This is a genomic window from Streptomyces sp. H39-C1 (genome assembly GCF_027158125.1).
In the GTDB taxonomy this organism is placed as follows: Bacteria; Actinomycetota; Actinomycetes; order Streptomycetales; family Streptomycetaceae; genus Actinacidiphila; species Actinacidiphila fildesensis.
Genome location: NZ_JAPVLS010000074.1, coordinates 32,938 through 49,512, shown reverse-complemented (window position 1 = coordinate 49,512; position 16,575 = coordinate 32,938). Strand labels below are relative to the sequence as shown.

General features: G+C 70.9%; 14 protein-coding genes and 1 pseudogene. 4 read left to right on the top strand and 11 right to left on the bottom strand.

Translation table 11 applies throughout. The features are described 5' to 3' along the window. From O3W51_RS35655 to O3W51_RS35610, 10 genes and pseudogenes are all read right to left on the bottom strand, one after another. Positions 1-1,513, bottom strand: a pseudogene (locus O3W51_RS35655) (hypothetical protein); the annotation flags it as partial. Between the two features lie 55 nt (positions 1,514-1,568). Next, complete coding sequence (locus tag O3W51_RS35650; RefSeq protein WP_244809219.1) at positions 1,569-2,027, bottom strand: TadE/TadG family type IV pilus assembly protein; 459 nt, start codon at positions 2,025-2,027, stop codon at positions 1,569-1,571. Beyond that, positions 2,024-2,461, bottom strand: a complete 438-nt coding sequence (locus O3W51_RS35645; RefSeq protein ID WP_138353527.1) for a TadE/TadG family type IV pilus assembly protein — start codon at positions 2,459-2,461, stop codon at positions 2,024-2,026. Before O3W51_RS35645 ends, O3W51_RS35650 begins: the two co-directional genes overlap by 4 nt. 8 nt (positions 2,462-2,469) lie before the next feature. Then, complete coding sequence (locus tag O3W51_RS35640) at positions 2,470-2,949, bottom strand: TadE family protein (protein ID WP_138353526.1); 480 nt, start codon at positions 2,947-2,949, stop codon at positions 2,470-2,472. Between the two features lie 8 nt (positions 2,950-2,957). Beyond that, the gene (locus tag O3W51_RS35635) at positions 2,958-3,206 is read right to left on the bottom strand and encodes a hypothetical protein (RefSeq protein ID WP_138353525.1); all 249 of its coding nucleotides are present in this window, start codon (positions 3,204-3,206) and stop codon (positions 2,958-2,960) included. A gap of 92 nt (positions 3,207-3,298) precedes the next feature. Next, the gene (locus O3W51_RS35630) at positions 3,299-4,204 is read right to left on the bottom strand and encodes a type II secretion system F family protein (RefSeq protein ID WP_187144915.1); all 906 of its coding nucleotides are present in this window, start codon (positions 4,202-4,204) and stop codon (positions 3,299-3,301) included. Beyond that, positions 4,201-5,091 carry a type II secretion system F family protein gene (locus tag O3W51_RS35625; protein ID WP_138353597.1) on the bottom strand — a complete coding sequence of 297 codons (891 nt, stop codon included), beginning with the start codon at positions 5,089-5,091 and terminating at the stop codon, positions 4,201-4,203. Before O3W51_RS35625 ends, O3W51_RS35630 begins: the two co-directional genes overlap by 4 nt. Further along, positions 5,091-6,398 carry a CpaF family protein gene (locus tag O3W51_RS35620; RefSeq protein WP_138353524.1) on the bottom strand — a complete coding sequence of 436 codons (1,308 nt, stop codon included), beginning with the start codon at positions 6,396-6,398 and terminating at the stop codon, positions 5,091-5,093. The genes O3W51_RS35625 and O3W51_RS35620 overlap by 1 nt, the downstream gene beginning before the upstream one ends. 13 nt (positions 6,399-6,411) lie before the next feature. Then, the gene (locus O3W51_RS35615; RefSeq protein WP_138353523.1) at positions 6,412-7,212 is read right to left on the bottom strand and encodes a hypothetical protein; all 801 of its coding nucleotides are present in this window, start codon (positions 7,210-7,212) and stop codon (positions 6,412-6,414) included. Positions 7,213-7,220: 8 nt separating this feature from the next. Beyond that, positions 7,221-7,895: a hypothetical protein gene (locus O3W51_RS35610; RefSeq protein ID WP_232485321.1), complete on the bottom strand. Its 675-nt coding sequence runs from the start codon at positions 7,893-7,895 to the stop codon at positions 7,221-7,223. A 398-nt stretch (positions 7,896-8,293) separates the two neighbouring features. On the opposite strand from O3W51_RS35610, the gene O3W51_RS35605 reads away from it, so the two are divergent. Genes O3W51_RS35605 through O3W51_RS35595 form a run of 3 tightly spaced genes read left to right on the top strand, consistent with a single transcriptional unit; the run spans position 8,294 to position 10,742 of the window. After that, a complete protein-coding gene (locus O3W51_RS35605; protein ID WP_164295980.1) occupies positions 8,294-8,953 on the top strand; it encodes a hypothetical protein in 660 nt (219 codons plus the stop codon). Next, positions 8,938-9,963, top strand: a complete 1,026-nt coding sequence (locus tag O3W51_RS35600; RefSeq protein WP_138353520.1) for a hypothetical protein — start codon at positions 8,938-8,940, stop codon at positions 9,961-9,963. The genes O3W51_RS35605 and O3W51_RS35600 overlap by 16 nt, the downstream gene beginning before the upstream one ends. 56 nt (positions 9,964-10,019) lie before the next feature. Next, complete coding sequence (locus O3W51_RS35595; protein ID WP_244809222.1) at positions 10,020-10,742, top strand: hypothetical protein; 723 nt, start codon at positions 10,020-10,022, stop codon at positions 10,740-10,742. A 35-nt stretch (positions 10,743-10,777) separates the two neighbouring features. On the opposite strand, the gene O3W51_RS35590 is transcribed toward O3W51_RS35595, so the two are convergent. Next, positions 10,778-11,782 (bottom strand): hypothetical protein, encoded by a 1,005-nt coding sequence (locus tag O3W51_RS35590; RefSeq protein ID WP_198357798.1) that lies wholly within the window; start codon positions 11,780-11,782, stop codon positions 10,778-10,780. 181 nt (positions 11,783-11,963) lie between these two features. Here O3W51_RS35590 and O3W51_RS35585 point away from each other — a divergent pair, with 181 nt between their 5' ends. Next, a complete protein-coding gene (locus tag O3W51_RS35585) occupies positions 11,964-16,526 on the top strand; it encodes an FtsK/SpoIIIE domain-containing protein (RefSeq protein WP_198357799.1) in 4,563 nt (1,520 codons plus the stop codon). Positions 16,527-16,575: the final 49 nt, after the last annotated feature.

Genomic DNA, 16,575 nt, shown 5'->3' with positions numbered 1-16,575 from the left:
CGCGGGCGCCGACGACCGCGTCGGCGGGCCGGACCGCCCGGGCCCGCCGCCAGACCGTCTGGTCCGGGCCGAGCTGCCACGGCGCGGGCGGCTGGCCCTCGGGCCAGGCCAGCTGGAGGTGCAGCGCCTCGTCGGTGAGCCATGCCGCGTAGACCGTGGGCAGCTTGCCGCCGTCCGAGGCGAGCCGTGCCGATAGGGCGCGCAGCGCGCGGTCGAGGAACGCGACGGTATCGGCGTCCGCGCCGATCCGCAGCGCGTCGGCGGCGTCGGCCTCGGGCCCGTTGGGGGTGCGGGGCGTGCGGACCGCGCCGGCGGTGACCGACTGCCACAGCGCGGTACGGCGGCGCCGCCCCAGCGCGGCGAGCAGCCCGGCCGCCAGCAGCGGGGCGCCGATGAGCGCCTCGGGCAGCCCGAATCCGTGCCCGGAGCCCTGGGATACGGACGGTGCGGCGACGGCCGGCCCGACCGGGGCCTCTTCGGCGTGGGCGGGCTGCTGGGCGGGCTTCTGCGTGGGCGTCTGGGCCGGGGTCTGAACCGGCGTTTGGGCGGGTGTCCGGACAGGTGCGGTGTGCGCCGCGTGAGCCCCTTCGGCCGCCGTGTCCTTGACCCCGCCGCGCTCCGCGTAGTGCTGCACGTCGGGAGCGGGCTTCGGCGCCGCGACGGGCATCTCCACGAGGTCGCCGCCGCGCGCGTCGGCCGGCATCTCCATGATCCAGCCGGGCCGGATCAGGCTCGCCTTGGACAGCTTCGAACCGTCGGGCTGCGCCCGGTCCTTGTTGAGCTGGTAGATCTCGTTGTAGCGGCGGCCGTCGCCGAGGTGGCGTTCGGCTATCTCCCACAGCGAATCGTGGTGCCGGCCCTCGGGCGGCTGGATCCGGTAGAACTTCGTCGCTTCCTTGGCGGCCTCCGCGGCGGCGGCCGCACCCGGCGTCACCGTCGTGGAGGCGGGCCCGCCGCCCTGCTGCTGCGTACCACCGGCCGCGTGCTGCTGGTGCTGCTGCACCTGCCCCGGCGTCTGCTGGGCGGTCACGGCCGGGCCGCCGCGGTGCGGCTGGTCGTGCAGGTTGCCGAGCTGCGCGAGCCCCGGCGTGAGGCTGGCGGCGCTCGCGCCGATCAACAGCAGCGCCGCGATCAACTGGCGCGCCAGCAACTGGCTCGGCCCCGACGCGGGCACCCGCGACGGCATCCCGATCCCGGAGATCGCGGCCTTCGTCTCCACGATCACGCACGCCGCGAACTGCGCCCACGCCAGCCAGACCACGACGGCCAGCACGTTGATGAACGTCTCCGTCGTGATCGGCTCCCGCAGCACCTCCATCGAGTAGGAGTGCGGCAGCGGCGAGCCGACGATCTTCAGCAGCGCGACCGGCACGCCCACCACCAGGACGGCGAGCGCGAGAAACGCCAGGAGCGCCCGGACGACGTCACCGAACGTACGGCGGCGGCGTGGCGGCTGCGGCCGGCCCGGTTGCGCGGGTTGGGCCGGTCGCCGACTGGCGGTCGTGCGTGCCATGGGCTCGTTCCTCTGCCTTCTGCCTTCGGTGGTGCGGTGGATGGACGGCGACGAATCAGCCGGTGGCGATCTCGGCCGCCGCCGTCCCGTGGACCGTGAAGTCCTTGCTGTAGAAGAAACCCGTCAGAGTGGGACTGTAGGTGAGCTGAATCCTCACCTCTACATGCTGGTCGGTGGTCCTGGCCAGGTCGCAGCCGGAGGCGGCGGCGTCCTCGATGCTGAGCCCCGACCGTGCGGCGAAGTCCTTGACCCGGGCGTCGCAGTTCGCGGTGTTGATCCGCGGCGGAGTGCCCGCGGGCGCGTTCCGCAGCGCCTCCACGTCGATGTCCTGGGCCGCGTAACGGGCCGCCTGCTCGGCGATGTCCGCGGCGCGCTCGCGTTTGTGGATGGACAGTCCGCCGTCGACGACGAAGGCGGCGAGCGTCATGAACACCAGGGCGAACATGAGCACCGCCGCGGTGCCGGAGCCGCGATCGTCGCGGGCCGCGGGCCGTCGCGCCGTCAGCCACGTCACGGTGCTGCCCTCCGGTACGGGTCGAGCGGCGAGGCGCTCGTGGCGGTGATGGTGTTCTTGATGTTGAGTCCCAGAACCCCGAAGCCGCGCACGGTGCACGTCACATCGACGGAGAAGAGCCCGCCGGCCTCGAAGCCCTTACTGGTCTTCGTCACGGTGGGGTGGTCGAGGCAGGTGTCCGCCAGATCCGCCTCGGCCGCCGCCTGGGCCTGGCTCATCGCCGTCGTGCCGTCGCGCTGCAGCGAGCCGGCGCGGGCGGCGTCGCGCGCGGCGCTGTCCACCGCGCCCCGGCCGTCGACCAGCTGTCCGAAGGCGACCAGGACGAGAATGAACAGGATCATGACCGGCGCGAGGATCACCACCTCGATGGTGGAGATCCCCTGATCGCCGGAGCGGCCGGCCCGACGGGCCCTGTTCCGCAGCCAACTGCGCATGACCGGCCTCAGCCCCCGATGTCCGGTACGAAGCGCTCGATCGGCCCCTGCGACTGCTCGTTCACCGTGAACGTCATCCCCGGGAAGACCGTCGGCACGGTGGCCGTCACCCGGATCCCCACGGTGTTGTTGGCGGGTCCGGAGGACGTCACCGTCGGGCCTTCCAGCAGATTCGGTCCGAGCTGCGCGATATAGCTCAACGCCGTCGATCTGGCCTTCGCCTCCCAGCCGCCGGGGTTCCCGTCCGCCTCGGCCCGCGCCTTGCGGGCGCCCGCCTGGGCGGCGGCCTGCGCGACGTGGTCGGCGAAGTAGAAGAGCCCGAACTGCACGGTCGCGAAGATCATGAAGAAGAGCACCGGGGTCAGGAAGACGAACTCGATCGCGGTCATGCCGCGGTCGCCACCGGAGCCGGTGCGACTGCCCACACCGCTGTCGCCGCGGGCGGCATCGAGCCTGCGGCGTACGAAAGACCCTGATCGGCTGCTCATCACTCCGCTTACTTGCAGGTACCCGTGTCGGTGGTGCCCGAGATGCAGTTGCCGACGTCGGTGGCCTTGCCCTTGAGCGCGTTGTTGATCAGTGCGGCGACCACACCGACGATGGTCACGACCACGGCCGAGATGATGACCCACTCGACGGCGGACGCGCCGCGTGAGGTCTCCTCCGAGCGGGCGTGACGCACCCGCCCCTGAATGAACGTGACGAGGAAATCGATCGCGGGGTGACTGATGGGCAAACGGTTCATGGTTCAAGTCCTCTCGACTCGGTGACTACGTGGATCAGACTCTTCGACATCAGACGATTCACAGGGTCCGGATGGTTCGACGATTCGGCGATTCAGACCTTGAAGACCCGCATCGCCGCCGGAAAGATCAGAAAGACCAGGAAGCCCGCACAGAGCAACAGCTGGGCCACGAGCATGGACTGCGACTTCTCGCCTGCCCCGCCCTCGATCTCGGCAAGCTCCCGGTGCCGCATCGTCTCCGCACGCGAGGCGAGCGACTCGCGCACCTTCGCACCGTCGTCGGCGACCAGCCCCAGCGTCACCGACAGGTCCTTCAGCTCCTCGACCCCCAGCTCGTCGCCGAGCCGCCCCAGGGCGACCCACTGGCTCGTGCCGGTGATCCGCGCGTCCGCGAGGGCGTTGCGGATGCGCAGCAGCGCCCAGCCGTCGCCGATCTCGGCGGCGGCCATGAGCGCCTCGGGCAGACCGCGGCCCCCCGCGAGGTTCATGGAGACCAGGTCGAGGTACGCACCGATGACGCGCCGCAGGTCGCGGCGCTTGTCGACGGCGTCGCGCCGTACTTCCACGTCCGGCAGGAAGAAGAAGAGCCCGCCGAAGAGCAGCGCCATCCAGAGCGGGATGACGGGGTTGCTGCCGACGCCGAGCTGCCAGGCGATCGCGAACAGGAACGGGCCGAAGAACACGCCGACCGCGGACAGCATCACCTTCGTGGCGAGGAAGCTGTCCCAGCTGCGGTCGAGGACGGCGAGGTCCGCCCGCAGCGAGCGCTGTTCCCAGCCCTGCTGCAGGTAGAAGGCCGAAACGCGCTGGCCGAGCCGCCCCTTGAGGTCGGTGGCGCGCGGAGCGGGACCGCTCGACGGCCCCGCCGCGCGCAGCGCGTCGATCTGCGCGACGGTCGCGACCGCACCACGGCGGTTCGGCATCAGCGCCCGGACAAGGGCGAAGATGCCGAGTCCGGCGATGGCGCCGACGGTCACGGTCAGGAAGATGCTGTTCATCGGGCGCCCATCTCCTGTCGCTCGGGTGCGTGCGTCAGGAACCGCTCCGGCGTCTCGATCTTCGACAGATTGCGCAGCCACCAGAACCCGGCAGCGAACAACGCGCACACGACGCCCAGCACCAGCTGGCCGACGGCCGTCCCGTACGGCTCGACGAAGCTCCGGTTGAAGATCGCCAGCCCCAGCACAAAGGTCACCGACACCACGATGACGATCTGCACACTGCGCCGGGTGCTCGCGCGCTGCGCCATGACGCGCTGCCGCATGTCGACCTCCTCGCGGGCCGACTTGGCGAGGGCACCGAGGACCTCGCGCAGACCGGGGCCGCGGAGCCGGGAGTTGAGGATGAGCGCCGCGATGATGATGTCGGCGGAGGCGTCGTTGATCTCGTCGGCGAGGTGCTGCAGCGCGTCCGGGAGGGGCGTACGCGACCGCAGCCGGTCGACGAGCGCCTCCAGGTGGGTGCGCAGCGCCGGGGCGGCGGCCCGCGCCGAGGCGGGGATGGCCTGCTCCAGGCCGACGGCGCCGGCGATGGTGTCACGCAGCGATTCGGTCCAGGCGGCGAGCGCCTCGACGCGCTTCATCGCGGCGCGCTCCTCGGCGGCGCCGCCGAAGAGGCGGTCCCAGGTGAAGACGAGGATGCCGGTGGCGGCGCCCATCACCATCCACCGGGTCAGCGCCAGGACGACGAGTCCGCCGCCGATCGCCAGCGAGCCGCGGGTGGACAGGAAGCGGACGAGTTCGGCGGCACGCTTCCCGTTGTCGTTCGCGGCGCCCGGCTTGGGCGCCCAGCCGCGCAGCGCGACGACGAACAGCGCGATACCGCCGCCGACGGCCGTGCCGGCCAGCAGTCCGTACAGCACGGGCAGGGAGAACACACCGGTCATCATCGCCACACCCCCGAGGGCTGGTAGCCGTTGGCGAGGAGTTCGTCCAGGCAGGACAAGGGCGCGTGCGGGTAGGCCCGCCCGTCCTGGCCCTCCGCGAAGACCTCGCTGGACAGGACGCGGCCGTCGATGCCGTTGACCTCCCGGATGGATGTGACGACACGGCGCAGGGTGCCGCCGCGTTCGAAGTCGTTGCGCCGCTGCACGAAGACGACGAAGTCGATGGCGCCCGCGACGAGCATCTGGGACGCCTCGACGGGCAGCCGCTCCTTCGCCTGGAGGGCGTACGTCGAGATGCGGTTGAAGACCTCGGCGGAGCTGTTGGCGTGGATCGTGGAGAGCGAGCCGTCGTTGCCCTGCGACATCGCGTTGAGCATGGTGACGATCTCGTCGCCGAGGACCTCACCGACGATGACGCGTGAGGGGTTCATACGCAGCGACCGCCGCACCAGCTCGGCCATCGAGATCATGCCCTGGCCCTCGGAGTTGGGCAGCCGCTCCTCGAACGCCACGACGTTCGGGTGCAGTTCGGGGAACTGGTCGAGCCCGAGCTCCAGCGCCCGCTCGACGGTGATCAGACGCTCGGTCGGCCCGATGACGTTGGCGAGCGCGCGCAGCAGCGTCGTCTTCCCGGCGTTGGTGGCGCCCGCGATCATGATGTTCTTGCGGGCGAGCACGGCGGCGCTGAGGAACGAGTGCAGTTCAGGGGTGAGCGTGTTGTTGCCGACCAGGTCGGAGAGGAAGACCTTGCCGAGCCGCGCCCGGCGGATGGAGAGCGCGGGGCGGCGCGTGACGTCCATGACGGCGGACAGACGCGAGCCGTCCGGGAGCCGCAGGTCGAGCTGTGGGTTCGCCGAGTCGAAGGGGCGCGACGACAGGCCCGAGTACGCGCCGAGCACCTGGATGAGCTCGATGAGCTCCTCGTCGGACTCGGCGACGGGGTCGGCGCGCAGTTCCCGGCCGTCCGAGTACCCGACGAACACCTGGTCGCAGCCGTTGATGTCGATGTTCTCGACCTCGGGGTCGTCGAGCAGCGGCTGCAGCCGTCCGACGCCGAACAGCGCGGCGTGCACGGCCGCCGCGTACGCCTCCTCGGCCTCCGCGTTGGGCGGCGTGCGGCCGAGGTTGATCTCGGCGCGCGCGTAGTCCTCCAGGATCTGCGCGATGACGGCGCGGGCGAACTGCCGCTCGTCCTCGGGGGACATCGCGGGCACGCCCGACACCTGGTCGAGGCGGCGCTGCTCGGATATGCGGTCGCCCGCGTCCTGCCGGAACCGCTTGACGAGCTGGTGGTCCATGGCGCTCATCGAAGAACCCCGCTCATCGGAGAACCCCGTACCGGTGCGGCACGTCGGCGGTGATCTGCCGGGCCGAACGGATCAGCAACGACTTGTCGAGACGGCCACGGCGGCGGCCAGCCAGCTGCTCGGCGCCCGCGGGGTCGTGCGCGAGGGTGCCGACGACGCGGGCGGCGATCTGCGAGGCCACGAGCATGTCGTTGACCTGGCTGACGATACGGGCGCTCTGTCCCGGTTCGGCGACCAGCAGCACGCCGATCGGCGGGAACCCGAGCGCGGCCGCGCCGCGCTGCGAACCGTGCAGCTTGGCGGAGAGCGCCGCGGCGCGGTCCCGCACCCTGGCGAGCTGCTCGGGCTCCGTCCGGGACACCAGCAGGACGAGCGCGGCATGCGAGAACAGTTCCAGCGAGGGCGAATCGGCGCCGATCCGGCCGCAGTCGGCGAGCACGTCGGCCGCGCCGTTCGGCGACTCGGCGAGCGTCGCGAACGCCCGGCCCAGCGTCGGCCACAGCCCGACCAGCCCGGCCGCCTGCTCGGAACCGCCGAGCCCGACGACCACATCGAGGCCCCCGGCGAGCGGCTGCGCGTGGTCCCACAGCTGTTCGGCGGCCAGCCCGCGGCGGGCCGTCGCGGCCAGCGACAGCATGCCGGTGTTCGGGTCGAGCACACCGCCGTGCGCGGCCTGGCTGCGGTAGACAAGGTCACCGCCGGACGGGTCCGCCTCGACGAGCAGCGCACGGCGCGGCCAGACGGCGGCGAGGGCGACAGCCGTCGTCGTCACACCGGGCGACCCCTTGTCCGCCGCGATCGCGATAAGTGCCATGGCGGGCCTCAGCCCTTGCTGGCGGGAACGAGCACCAGCGAGACCTCACCGGCGGACGCGGCCAGCGTCAGCGGGCCGGCGTCGCTCTGGTCGACGACGATCGAGTACGCGGTGCCGCTACTGCCGAGCGCGTCGCCTCCGCTCGTCGGTGCGGACTTGACCTTGGCGTTGTTGCTGAGCAGCGTGTTCCCGCCGCCGGAGTTGCCGGAGTTGCCGGCAGTGGACTTCGCCGCGTCGTTGCCCACGCGGTAGACGGCGACCGTGTCGCCGACCTTCAGTCCCTCGGGGAACTGCCCGCCCTTGAGGGAGAGTCCGATGATCGCTTTGCCCGCCTTGAGCTGATTGTCCTCACTGCTGAGCATCGCCCCGACAAGAACGGACCCCTTGACGAGGTCGGTAGCGGCCCAGTACTTGGCCAGCAAGCCCTTATCGCTCCACGGTACGTACTTAATATCCGAACCAGCGGCGACCATTACTTCGCGGATCGCCGAAGCCGGAATGACCTCTCCCGCCGGCACGGCTTCCGTGATCTCGATCGCCGAAATCCGGTCCCCGGCACGCATGACCAGCACCGTCGCACCCAGCGCCCCAACGAGGATGAGCAGTACGGCGAGCGCGGCCAGCGCGGGCTTCCGTTCCCGCGGCGCGACCGGCAGCCGCTCACCCGTCGGCCCACCCATCATCGGCCCGGGCACAGACGGCCTACCACCACTGCCACCTGCAGCGGAACGTTCCCTGATCTTCACGTCAATGCCCCCGTCGAGCTGGCGTGCTTGGACTCCTGGCTGCGTGGGGAGAGGTCGTCGCGCTCCGGATGGCGACAGCCCGCAGGCCGGTGTCAAGTCACCGCACGCTATCAGCGCCGCATAAACACCCTCAAGGCGCATCGTGTGACGGGAGACTCACGGAAGCGCAACGGAACCGTCCGTGATCATTCAATGGTGGACGACTTCCGCCCAGGAATGTGACCCCGCCGTGCGGACCCGGTCACAGAACGGGCAGGGTCCCTATAACCGCTCGGACATCACCGGTAGCGTCGAGCCTCAACGCTCTGTCCGCGCATCACACGGGGGACCCCATCGTGACCCGCAGCACGCCGCCCATCGCCGCCGCTCTCGCCACGGCCACGGCCCTGGCCCTGGCCCTGACCGCCTGCGGCAGCGACGCCAAACCCTCCGACAAAATCTCCGGCGTCCCGACCACCGCCCCAACAACGGCCCCAACCACCCCGAGCGCCTCCGCGCCGGAGCCGGGCGCACCGACCTTCAAGCTGCCGGCCGACGTCAAGGTCAAGATCGACGGCTTCGAGAGCACGGACGCCACGAAGAAGGCGGTGCTGCGGGACACCTCGTACGCGATCACCGCGATCCTTGAGGCGGAGGCGATGGCCAGCGACAAGGAGACCCCGAACTTCAAGCGGTACTTCACGGGGCTCCATGGCGCGGAGTTCGCTGACACGATCATCAAGTACGGCAAGGACGGAAACGTCATCACCGGCTCGTACCGCTACTACAAGCCGACGGCGAACGTCACCAACGCCAGCTCCGCCACAGCCACTTACTGCGAGGACCAGCGCAACGGGTACGACAAGGACCGGAAGACGGGCAAGGTCAAGAAGAACGCGCCGTCCCCGCAGGACTACTCCCTCTGGTCGTTGGTCCTCGCCAAGGGCACCACGGGCGACTGGCAGGTGTTCAGCTACGACGTGAAGGAAGGCGCGAAGGAATGCCAAAGCTCTTGATCCGTCGCCTCGGTCGGGGTGCGCTGGCGTCAGCGGTCGCAGTCGCCGCCCTGAGCGCCGCCACGGGTCCGGCCTACGCCGGGCGCACGATTCATCCGAAGCCTCCGCAGAGCTCGACCACTGTGCTGAACAAGGACGGTGAAATCGCGTCCCGGGTCGAGACCACCACCAGCCCGGAGGAAACCGGCTCCAAGCCGATCACTTCCTCGGACGCCACCTGGACGCCTCCCCCTTGCTGGTACGAGCCGTTCACGCCCGAGGAATTCGATGCGCTGCTGTTGGCCAAGTACTACAAGGCCGGAGCCGACCATTCGGGAACAGTCTATGACTACTACTACCAAATACGGTCGAAAATGGAGGCCATCCACTACCACAAGGGCGACAAGGGTTCGTGGTTGGTCCTCGTGCGGAACGAGAACCTCCCGCCCGGTTCGGCAGCTCCGTGCAGTTCGACGACTTCCTGGCAGTGGACGGGCCCCGGCACGCCTCCCCCGCCCGGACCTGTCATCACCGCCAAGATGCTCTCCGACGTCGCCTACGGCGCGACCAAATTGTCCTCCCGCCAGGTGACGCTGAGTCCGGCCGCAGGGAATCAGAAGGTCAACCTCGCCACGTACGTGAAGTTCGACCACCCTATTAATCCCGTATGGGCCACCGCCCAGTTGAAGGCGCTGAACCTCGCCGCCACCGTGGTCGCCGTCCCCTCAGCGCTGCACATCGACGCGGGCACGTCCAACGCCGACCCGCAGTCGTGCAACTACAGCTTCACTCCGTCCGGCGCCACGTACCAGGTCGACAGCTCGAGTGCGGCCTGCAACATCACGTACCGCAAGGCAACCACCGGCGGCGCTCCATACACCTTCAAGGCCCAGATCACCTGGAACGTCACCTGGACCCCGACCGCCACGCCTCAGCCCGGTGTGGGCGAGCGCATGAACGACGGCTACTCGACGTCCGAACAGGCCGTCGCCGTCCAGGAGATCGAGGCCGTCGTCAAGCCGACCTCGTAGTCCAGCCGGTCATGGCCGACGCCTCTCGTCGTCGGCCATGACCCGCGAAGGACGGCTTGACCGCCGAACTGCCGAGCACCAACAACAACCTCCTGTCCACGCGTCTTTCGGGGGATCCGATCGTTACCCGCACCACACTGCCCATGACCACCGCCCTCACCCTGGCCACGGCTCTGGTTCTGACTCTGACCGCCTGCGGCGGCGACACCAAGGCCTCCGACAAGGCCACGGCCGCCCCCAGTACCGCCGCCCGGACCACGGCATCGGCGAGCGTCTCGCCGACCCCCTCCGCGGTCCAACGCCCAGTGATCACGCTTCCGAGCGACGTCAAGGACGTCTTCGAAGGAGCCAGGACCGGCGATCCCAAGAAGGACGCGGTCCTGGCCGACAACGCGGAGGCGATCAGGGGGGTGGACGCGGCGATCGTGGCCGGCAAGCCCAGTGCTCCGGCTGTCGGTTTCTACTACGAGGGCGAAGCCGCCGCCGCCGAGAGTGAGTGGATCAAGCGTTTCGCGGACCACGGCCTCAGCATCACGGGGACCGTCCGGTACTACGACCGCAAGGTCACCTTCCGGTCGGACGGCAATGCGTCGCTGGTGTATTGCGGCGACGAGAGCAAGGGCTTCAACAAGGACCGGGCGACCGGAAAGGCCGACGTGACACCGGTCACGAAGAACTCGTACGTCGTCTACAACACCCTGCTCAAGAAGAACAAGCAGGGCATCTGGCAAACCATCAAGGTCCTGTCCCAGAGAGGGGCGGCCCAGTGCCAGCCGTAGGCGGGCCGCGCGCCCGGCACACATGACGCCCGCGCCTAACCGATCGGCACCGCCCGGATATGCGTCGGCGCACAGCCCGCGTACGTGGTCAGTGCCTGGGCGACGTGGCGGATCACGTCGGTCGGGGTGTGGCGGAGTTGGGCCGGGGTGAAGGCCAGGGGGTGGAGGCCGTGGGATGCCAGGTGGTTGCGGCGGTTCATGGTGCGGTGCCAGTCCGCCGGGCTGAGGTGGTACTCGCGGGAGTCGATCTCCAGGACCACGCCGGTGTCCGGCCAGTAGCCGTCGGGGGTGGCGAGGAACGTGCCGTCGGCGAGGAGCAGGGTGGCGTTCCAGAGCGGTTCCGGCAGGCCGCCGGTGCGCAGCACTTCGCGGGCCTGGGCCTCGGAGACGGAGCGGACTCCGGCGAGCAGCTCCTGTATGACGGCGCGGATCGGGGCGATGCCGCGGGCCGAGGTGCCGAGGATCTCCTCGGTGAGCGCTTCGACGGAGCAGCGGCCGCGCTGGACGGCCTCGGCGCAGGCCGCCCGGACCTGCTGGAGGTCGGCTCCGAGCCGGGTGGTGTCCACCAGCGCCCGCGGCAGCGGCGCGGTGGGGAAGCCGGCGACGTTGCGGGGTCTCGGTACGTGGCGGGAGCGCAGGACGGTGACGAAGTCCCGGCTGCCGGGGTACCGATTGCAGGGGACGAGCACATGCGTTCCCGGCAGGGGCGGTACGTAGCGCAGCCCGAAGAGCCGTAACGCCTCGGGCCCGGTGAGCATCGCGCCGTCGCCCGCGTACAGGAGCGCCGCTCTGGTCCGTTGTCGTGCGGTCGGGGGGCCGTTGTGGAAGAGATAGGTGCGCGGAAGCAGCCGCTGCCAGGGGCCGCCGGGGCGGCAGCGGTGGGCGAGGGCTCCGCTTCCCACACCGAGGGCTCGCAGTTGGCGGACGGTCGCGACGCCGTCCTGGCGGAGGTGGGCGAGGGCGTGGCCATCGCGGGGAGAGCTGCGAGCGGTGCGGGCGGTACGGGGACGGGTACGCGGAGAGACTCGGTTCGTGGTCATGTACCGATGATGACTCGTCCCTTTCCTCCCCCGATTCCGCCTGTGGATAACTTTCTGCGAACCGGCCGTCCGACCTCCGTACCAGCGGCGCAGCGCCCTCGCATCCCCGGCGCGGCTGTTCCTGGGACTCGTGGGGCGGATATCGTCCGTATGACCTAGTCGGACCCCCCGGAGGACGATCGTGCGACTGACACTGACCGTGGTGGATCCGCTCGGCGGCAACCGGGCGGATGTCGTGCTGGACGCCGACGCGGCGTCGACCGTGGCCGACATCGCGCGGGAGCTGGACCGACAGGTCGGCGGGGACGGCGCGGCGATCATCTCGATCAGCGGCGGAACGGCCCGGCAGCCGGGATCGCCCGCGTTGTACATCGACGGGTACGCCGTGGATCCGGCGCGGACCGTGGCGGAGTCCCCGCTGCGCGAGGGCGCGGTCGTGAGCCTCTACGACCCGGCGGGCTGTCTGCCGGGCGAGCCGGCCGGCGTGGTCGAACTGCGGGTGGCGGGCGGGCCGGACGCGGGGGCGGTGCACCGGCTGGGCATCGGCCGGGTGGAGATCGGGCGCGGCACATCGGTCCGGATCCGGATCGAGGACTCGGAACTGGCGGAGCGCGCGGCCGTGCTCTCCGTCGGGATGGGCGGCACGTGCCAGGTCACGATCGACGGCGCCACCCGCGACTGGCCGCTCGGCGAGCAGATCGCGCTCGGCAACTCGCTGCTGGAACTGGGCCCCTACATCCCGCCGAACGCCGCCCTGCACCCGGGCGACGACGGCAGCACCCTCGACTACAACCGGCCGCCGCGCATGCTGCCGCCCGAGCGCACCACGCTCTTCCGGCTGCCGTCGCCCCCCGGGGACATCAACGCCCGGCCGCTGCCGTGGCTGATGGCGCTGATGCCGCTGGTCATGTCCGTGACGATGGCGTTCATGATGCACCGGATGATGTACCTGCTCATGGCGGTCGTCAGTCCGATGGTGATGATCGGCAACTACTTCATGGACAAGAAGAACGGCCGCAAGTCGCACACGAAGACCGTCACGGAGTACCGCGCCCACAAGGAGCGCATCGAGACGGACGCGCAGGAAGCCCTCCAGGCCGAGCGGCAGGACCGGGCCGCCGCGTCCCCCGACCCGGCCACGGTGCTCAACACCGCGACCGGGCCGCGCACCCGGCTCTGGGAACGCCGCCGCAGCGACACCGACCACCTGTTGCTGCGCGTCGGCACCGCGAAGCTCCCGTCGGAGGTCGTGCTGGACGACCCCGAACAGGACGAACACCGCAGGCAGGTCGCCTGGGAGATCGATGACGCACCGGTCGCGGTGGAGCTGCGCCGGCTCGGCGTGGTCGGTTTCGCCGCGCCCGGCGACAGCGTGCGGGCGATGGGCCGGTGGGCGGTGGCACAGGCCGCGGCCCTGCACAGCCCGATGGACGTGCAGTTCTATGTACTGACCGACGCGTCGGGACAGGAGAGCTGGGACTGGGTGCGCTGGCTGCCGCATTCGCGGCCGACCGACGGGCAGGACGCGAGCGCGCTGCTCGGCACGGACGCCGAAACGGTGGCGGCCCGGATCGCCGAGCTGACGTCGATACTCGACGGCCGCCAGAAGGCCAAGCAGAAGGCGGGCAGCGCCTCCAACCATGCCGCGTTCTTCAAGGACCCGGACATCGTGGTGGTCTTCGACGGCTCGCGGCGCCTGCGGTCGCTGCCGGGCGTCGTGGCGCTGCTGCGGGAGGGTCCGGCAGTCGGCATGTACGCGCTGTGCCTGGACTCGGAGGAGCGCTTCCTGCCGGGCGAATGCCAGGCGGTGGTGATCGCGGAGTTCGAGACGCCCGCCCAGAACCCGTCCCCCAACCAGGCCCCGAACCAGAACCGGATCCCGGCCCAGGGACAGGCGCCCGTCGGGCAACCGGCGGCCCAGCAGGGCGGCTTCCCGTCGCTCAACGCCTGGTACGAAGGCAGCCAGGCGTCCACGGCCACCGCCGTGGAGCCGGCCGCCGGCTCGTTCCGGCTGCGCGTGGACCAGAGCGGAGCCGCCCGGCTCCGCAAGGTCCGCCCCGACCTGGTGTCGCCCGCCTGGTGCGCGCGGCTCGCCCGCTGCCTCTCCCCCATCCGCGACATCAGCGGTGACGCGGAGGACTCGGCGATCCCCGGCTCCAGCCGCCTGCTGGACGTACTGGAGCTGGAGCCGCCGACCGGTGACGCGATCGCCGCGCGCTGGCGGCTCAGCCCCATCTCGACCCAGGCGGTGGTCGGGGAGTCCTACGACGGGCCGTTCGCGATCGACATCCGCAAGGACGGGCCGCACGGACTCATCGCCGGCACCACCGGTTCCGGCAAGTCGGAGCTGCTGCAGACCATCGTCGCGTCGCTCGCCGTCGCGAACACCCCGGAAGCGATGACGTTCGTCCTCATCGACTACAAGGGCGGCTCGGCGTTCAAGGACTGTGTGCAACTCCCGCACACCGTCGGCATGGTGACCGACCTCGACGCGCACCTCGTGGAGCGCGCCCTGGAGTCGCTCGGCGCCGAACTCAAGCGCCGCGAGCACATCCTGGCCGCGGCCGGGGCCAAGGACATCGAGGACTACACGGACCTGATGAAGCGGCAGCCCGGCCTCAAGCCGATGCCGCGGCTCCTCATCGTCATCGACGAGTTCGCCTCGATGGTCCGTGAGCTGCCCGACTTCGTCACCGGTCTGGTCAACATCGCCCAGCGAGGCCGTTCGCTCGGCATTCACCTCATCCTCGCCACCCAGCGCCCCTCCGGCGTCGTCTCCCCCGAGATCCGCGCCAACACCAACCTCCGCATCGCGCTGCGCGTCACCGACGCCAGCGAATCGTCCGACGTCATCGACGCCCCCGACGCCGGCACCATCTCCAAGTCCACACCTGGCCGGGCCTACGTCCGGCTCGGCGCGACCTCGCTCGTGCCGTTCCAGTCCGGACGCGTCGGCGGCCGGCGCCCCGGCGCCGTGGATCCGACGGTCGCGTCCCCCTGGGTGGGCCTGGTCGAGTGGTCGCAGCTCGGCCGACCCGTACCGCGGCGCCCCGCCGGCGCCAAGGGCGAGGAGGACGAGATCACCGACCTGAAGGTGCTGGTCGAGGCGGTCTGCGAAGCCAACGAACGGCTCGGCATCCCGCCCCAGCACAGCCCGTGGCTGCCCGCGCTCCCCGACACCCTCCTCCTCGACGACCTGCCGGTACCCGTCACGACGGGCGCGCTTCCGCCCGCGCCGTACGGCATCGAGGACCTCCCGGCGCTGCAGGCCAGGCGCCCGGTCGCCGTGGACTTCAGCACCTTCGGCCATCTGCTGGTCGCCGGTGCCCCGCGCTCCGGACGCTCCCAGCTGCTGCGCACCATCGCCGGCTCGCTGGCCCGTACGCACAGCGTCCGGGACGTGCACATCTACGGCATCGACTGCGGGAACGGCGCGCTCAACGCGCTGTCCCGGCTGCCGCACTGCGGCGCGGTCGTCGGCCGTGCGCAGACCGAGCGCGCGATCCGGCTGATCGGCCGCCTCAAGGCCGAGATGACCCGCCGCCAGGAGGTGCTGGCCGCCGACGGCTACGCGGACATCGGCGAGCAGCGCGGCGGCGTCCCCGAGGAGGACCAGCTCGCGCACATCGTCGTCCTGCTCGACCGCTGGGAGGGCTGGCTGCCCTCGCTCGGTGAACTCGACCACGGGGCGCTGACCGACGACCTGTTCACGATGCTCCGCGAGGGCGCGAGCGTCGGCATCCACGTGATCATCACCGGCGACCGGACGCTGATGGCGGGCCGGATCGCCACCCTCACCGAGGACAAGATGGCGTTCCGGCTCTCGGACCGCTCCGACTTCTCCCTCATCAGCGTCAACCCCCGCAAGGTCCCGGACGAGATAGCCCCCGGCCGCGCCTACCGCGCCGAGTCCGGCATCGAGACGCAGGTCGCGCTGCTCGACCCGGACGCGTCGGGGCAGGGCCAGGCTGCCGCGATCACCGCCATCGGGGCGGCTGTCCTGGAGCGGGACGCCGATGTGCCGCGCTCGCGGCGGCCGTTCAAGGTCGACGTGCTCCCGTCGCGGCTGTCGTTCGCCGACGCGTGGGAGATGCGCGACACCGATGCCGCCCGCTCCCCCCTGTGGGGACTGGTCGGCGTCGGCGGCGACGAGATCATGGGCTACGGCCCCGACCTGTCCGACGGCCTGCCGGCGTTCGTCATCGGCGGCCCCGGCAAGTCCGGCCGCAGCACCGTCCTGTTGTCGCTCGCCCGCAGCTACCTCAAGCAGGGCGCCCGCATCATCGTCGTCGCACCGCGGCCGTCGCCGCTGCGCGACCTCGCGGGCACCGAAGGAGTGCTGGGCGTCTTCACCGAGAGCGATCTGTCCGCCGAGGATCTGACCAAGGCGCTGGAAGCGGCGGGCGAGAGCCCGGCAGTCGTCCTCCTCGACGATGCCGAGCTGCTGCGCGACATCGACGCCAAGGACGTCCTGCGCGACATCATCGCGCGCGGCACGGACCTGCGCCGGGCGCTCGTGCTGGCCGGCAGCGAGGAGGACATCTGCTCCGGCTTCTCCGGTTGGCAGGTCGACGCGAAGAAGGCCCGCCGCGGCGCGCTGCTGTCACCGCAGCAGACGATGAGCGGCGAGCTGATCGGCGTCCGCCTCGCCCGCAGCAGCGCCGGCGGCCAGGTCACCCCCGGCCGCGCCCTCCTGCACCTGGGCGACGGCGAACCGCGCACGGTGACGGTGCCGCTCGCCTGACGGCCTCGAGGCCAGGCCGTCCCACCACAGGCGAATCACGCCTGTGGTG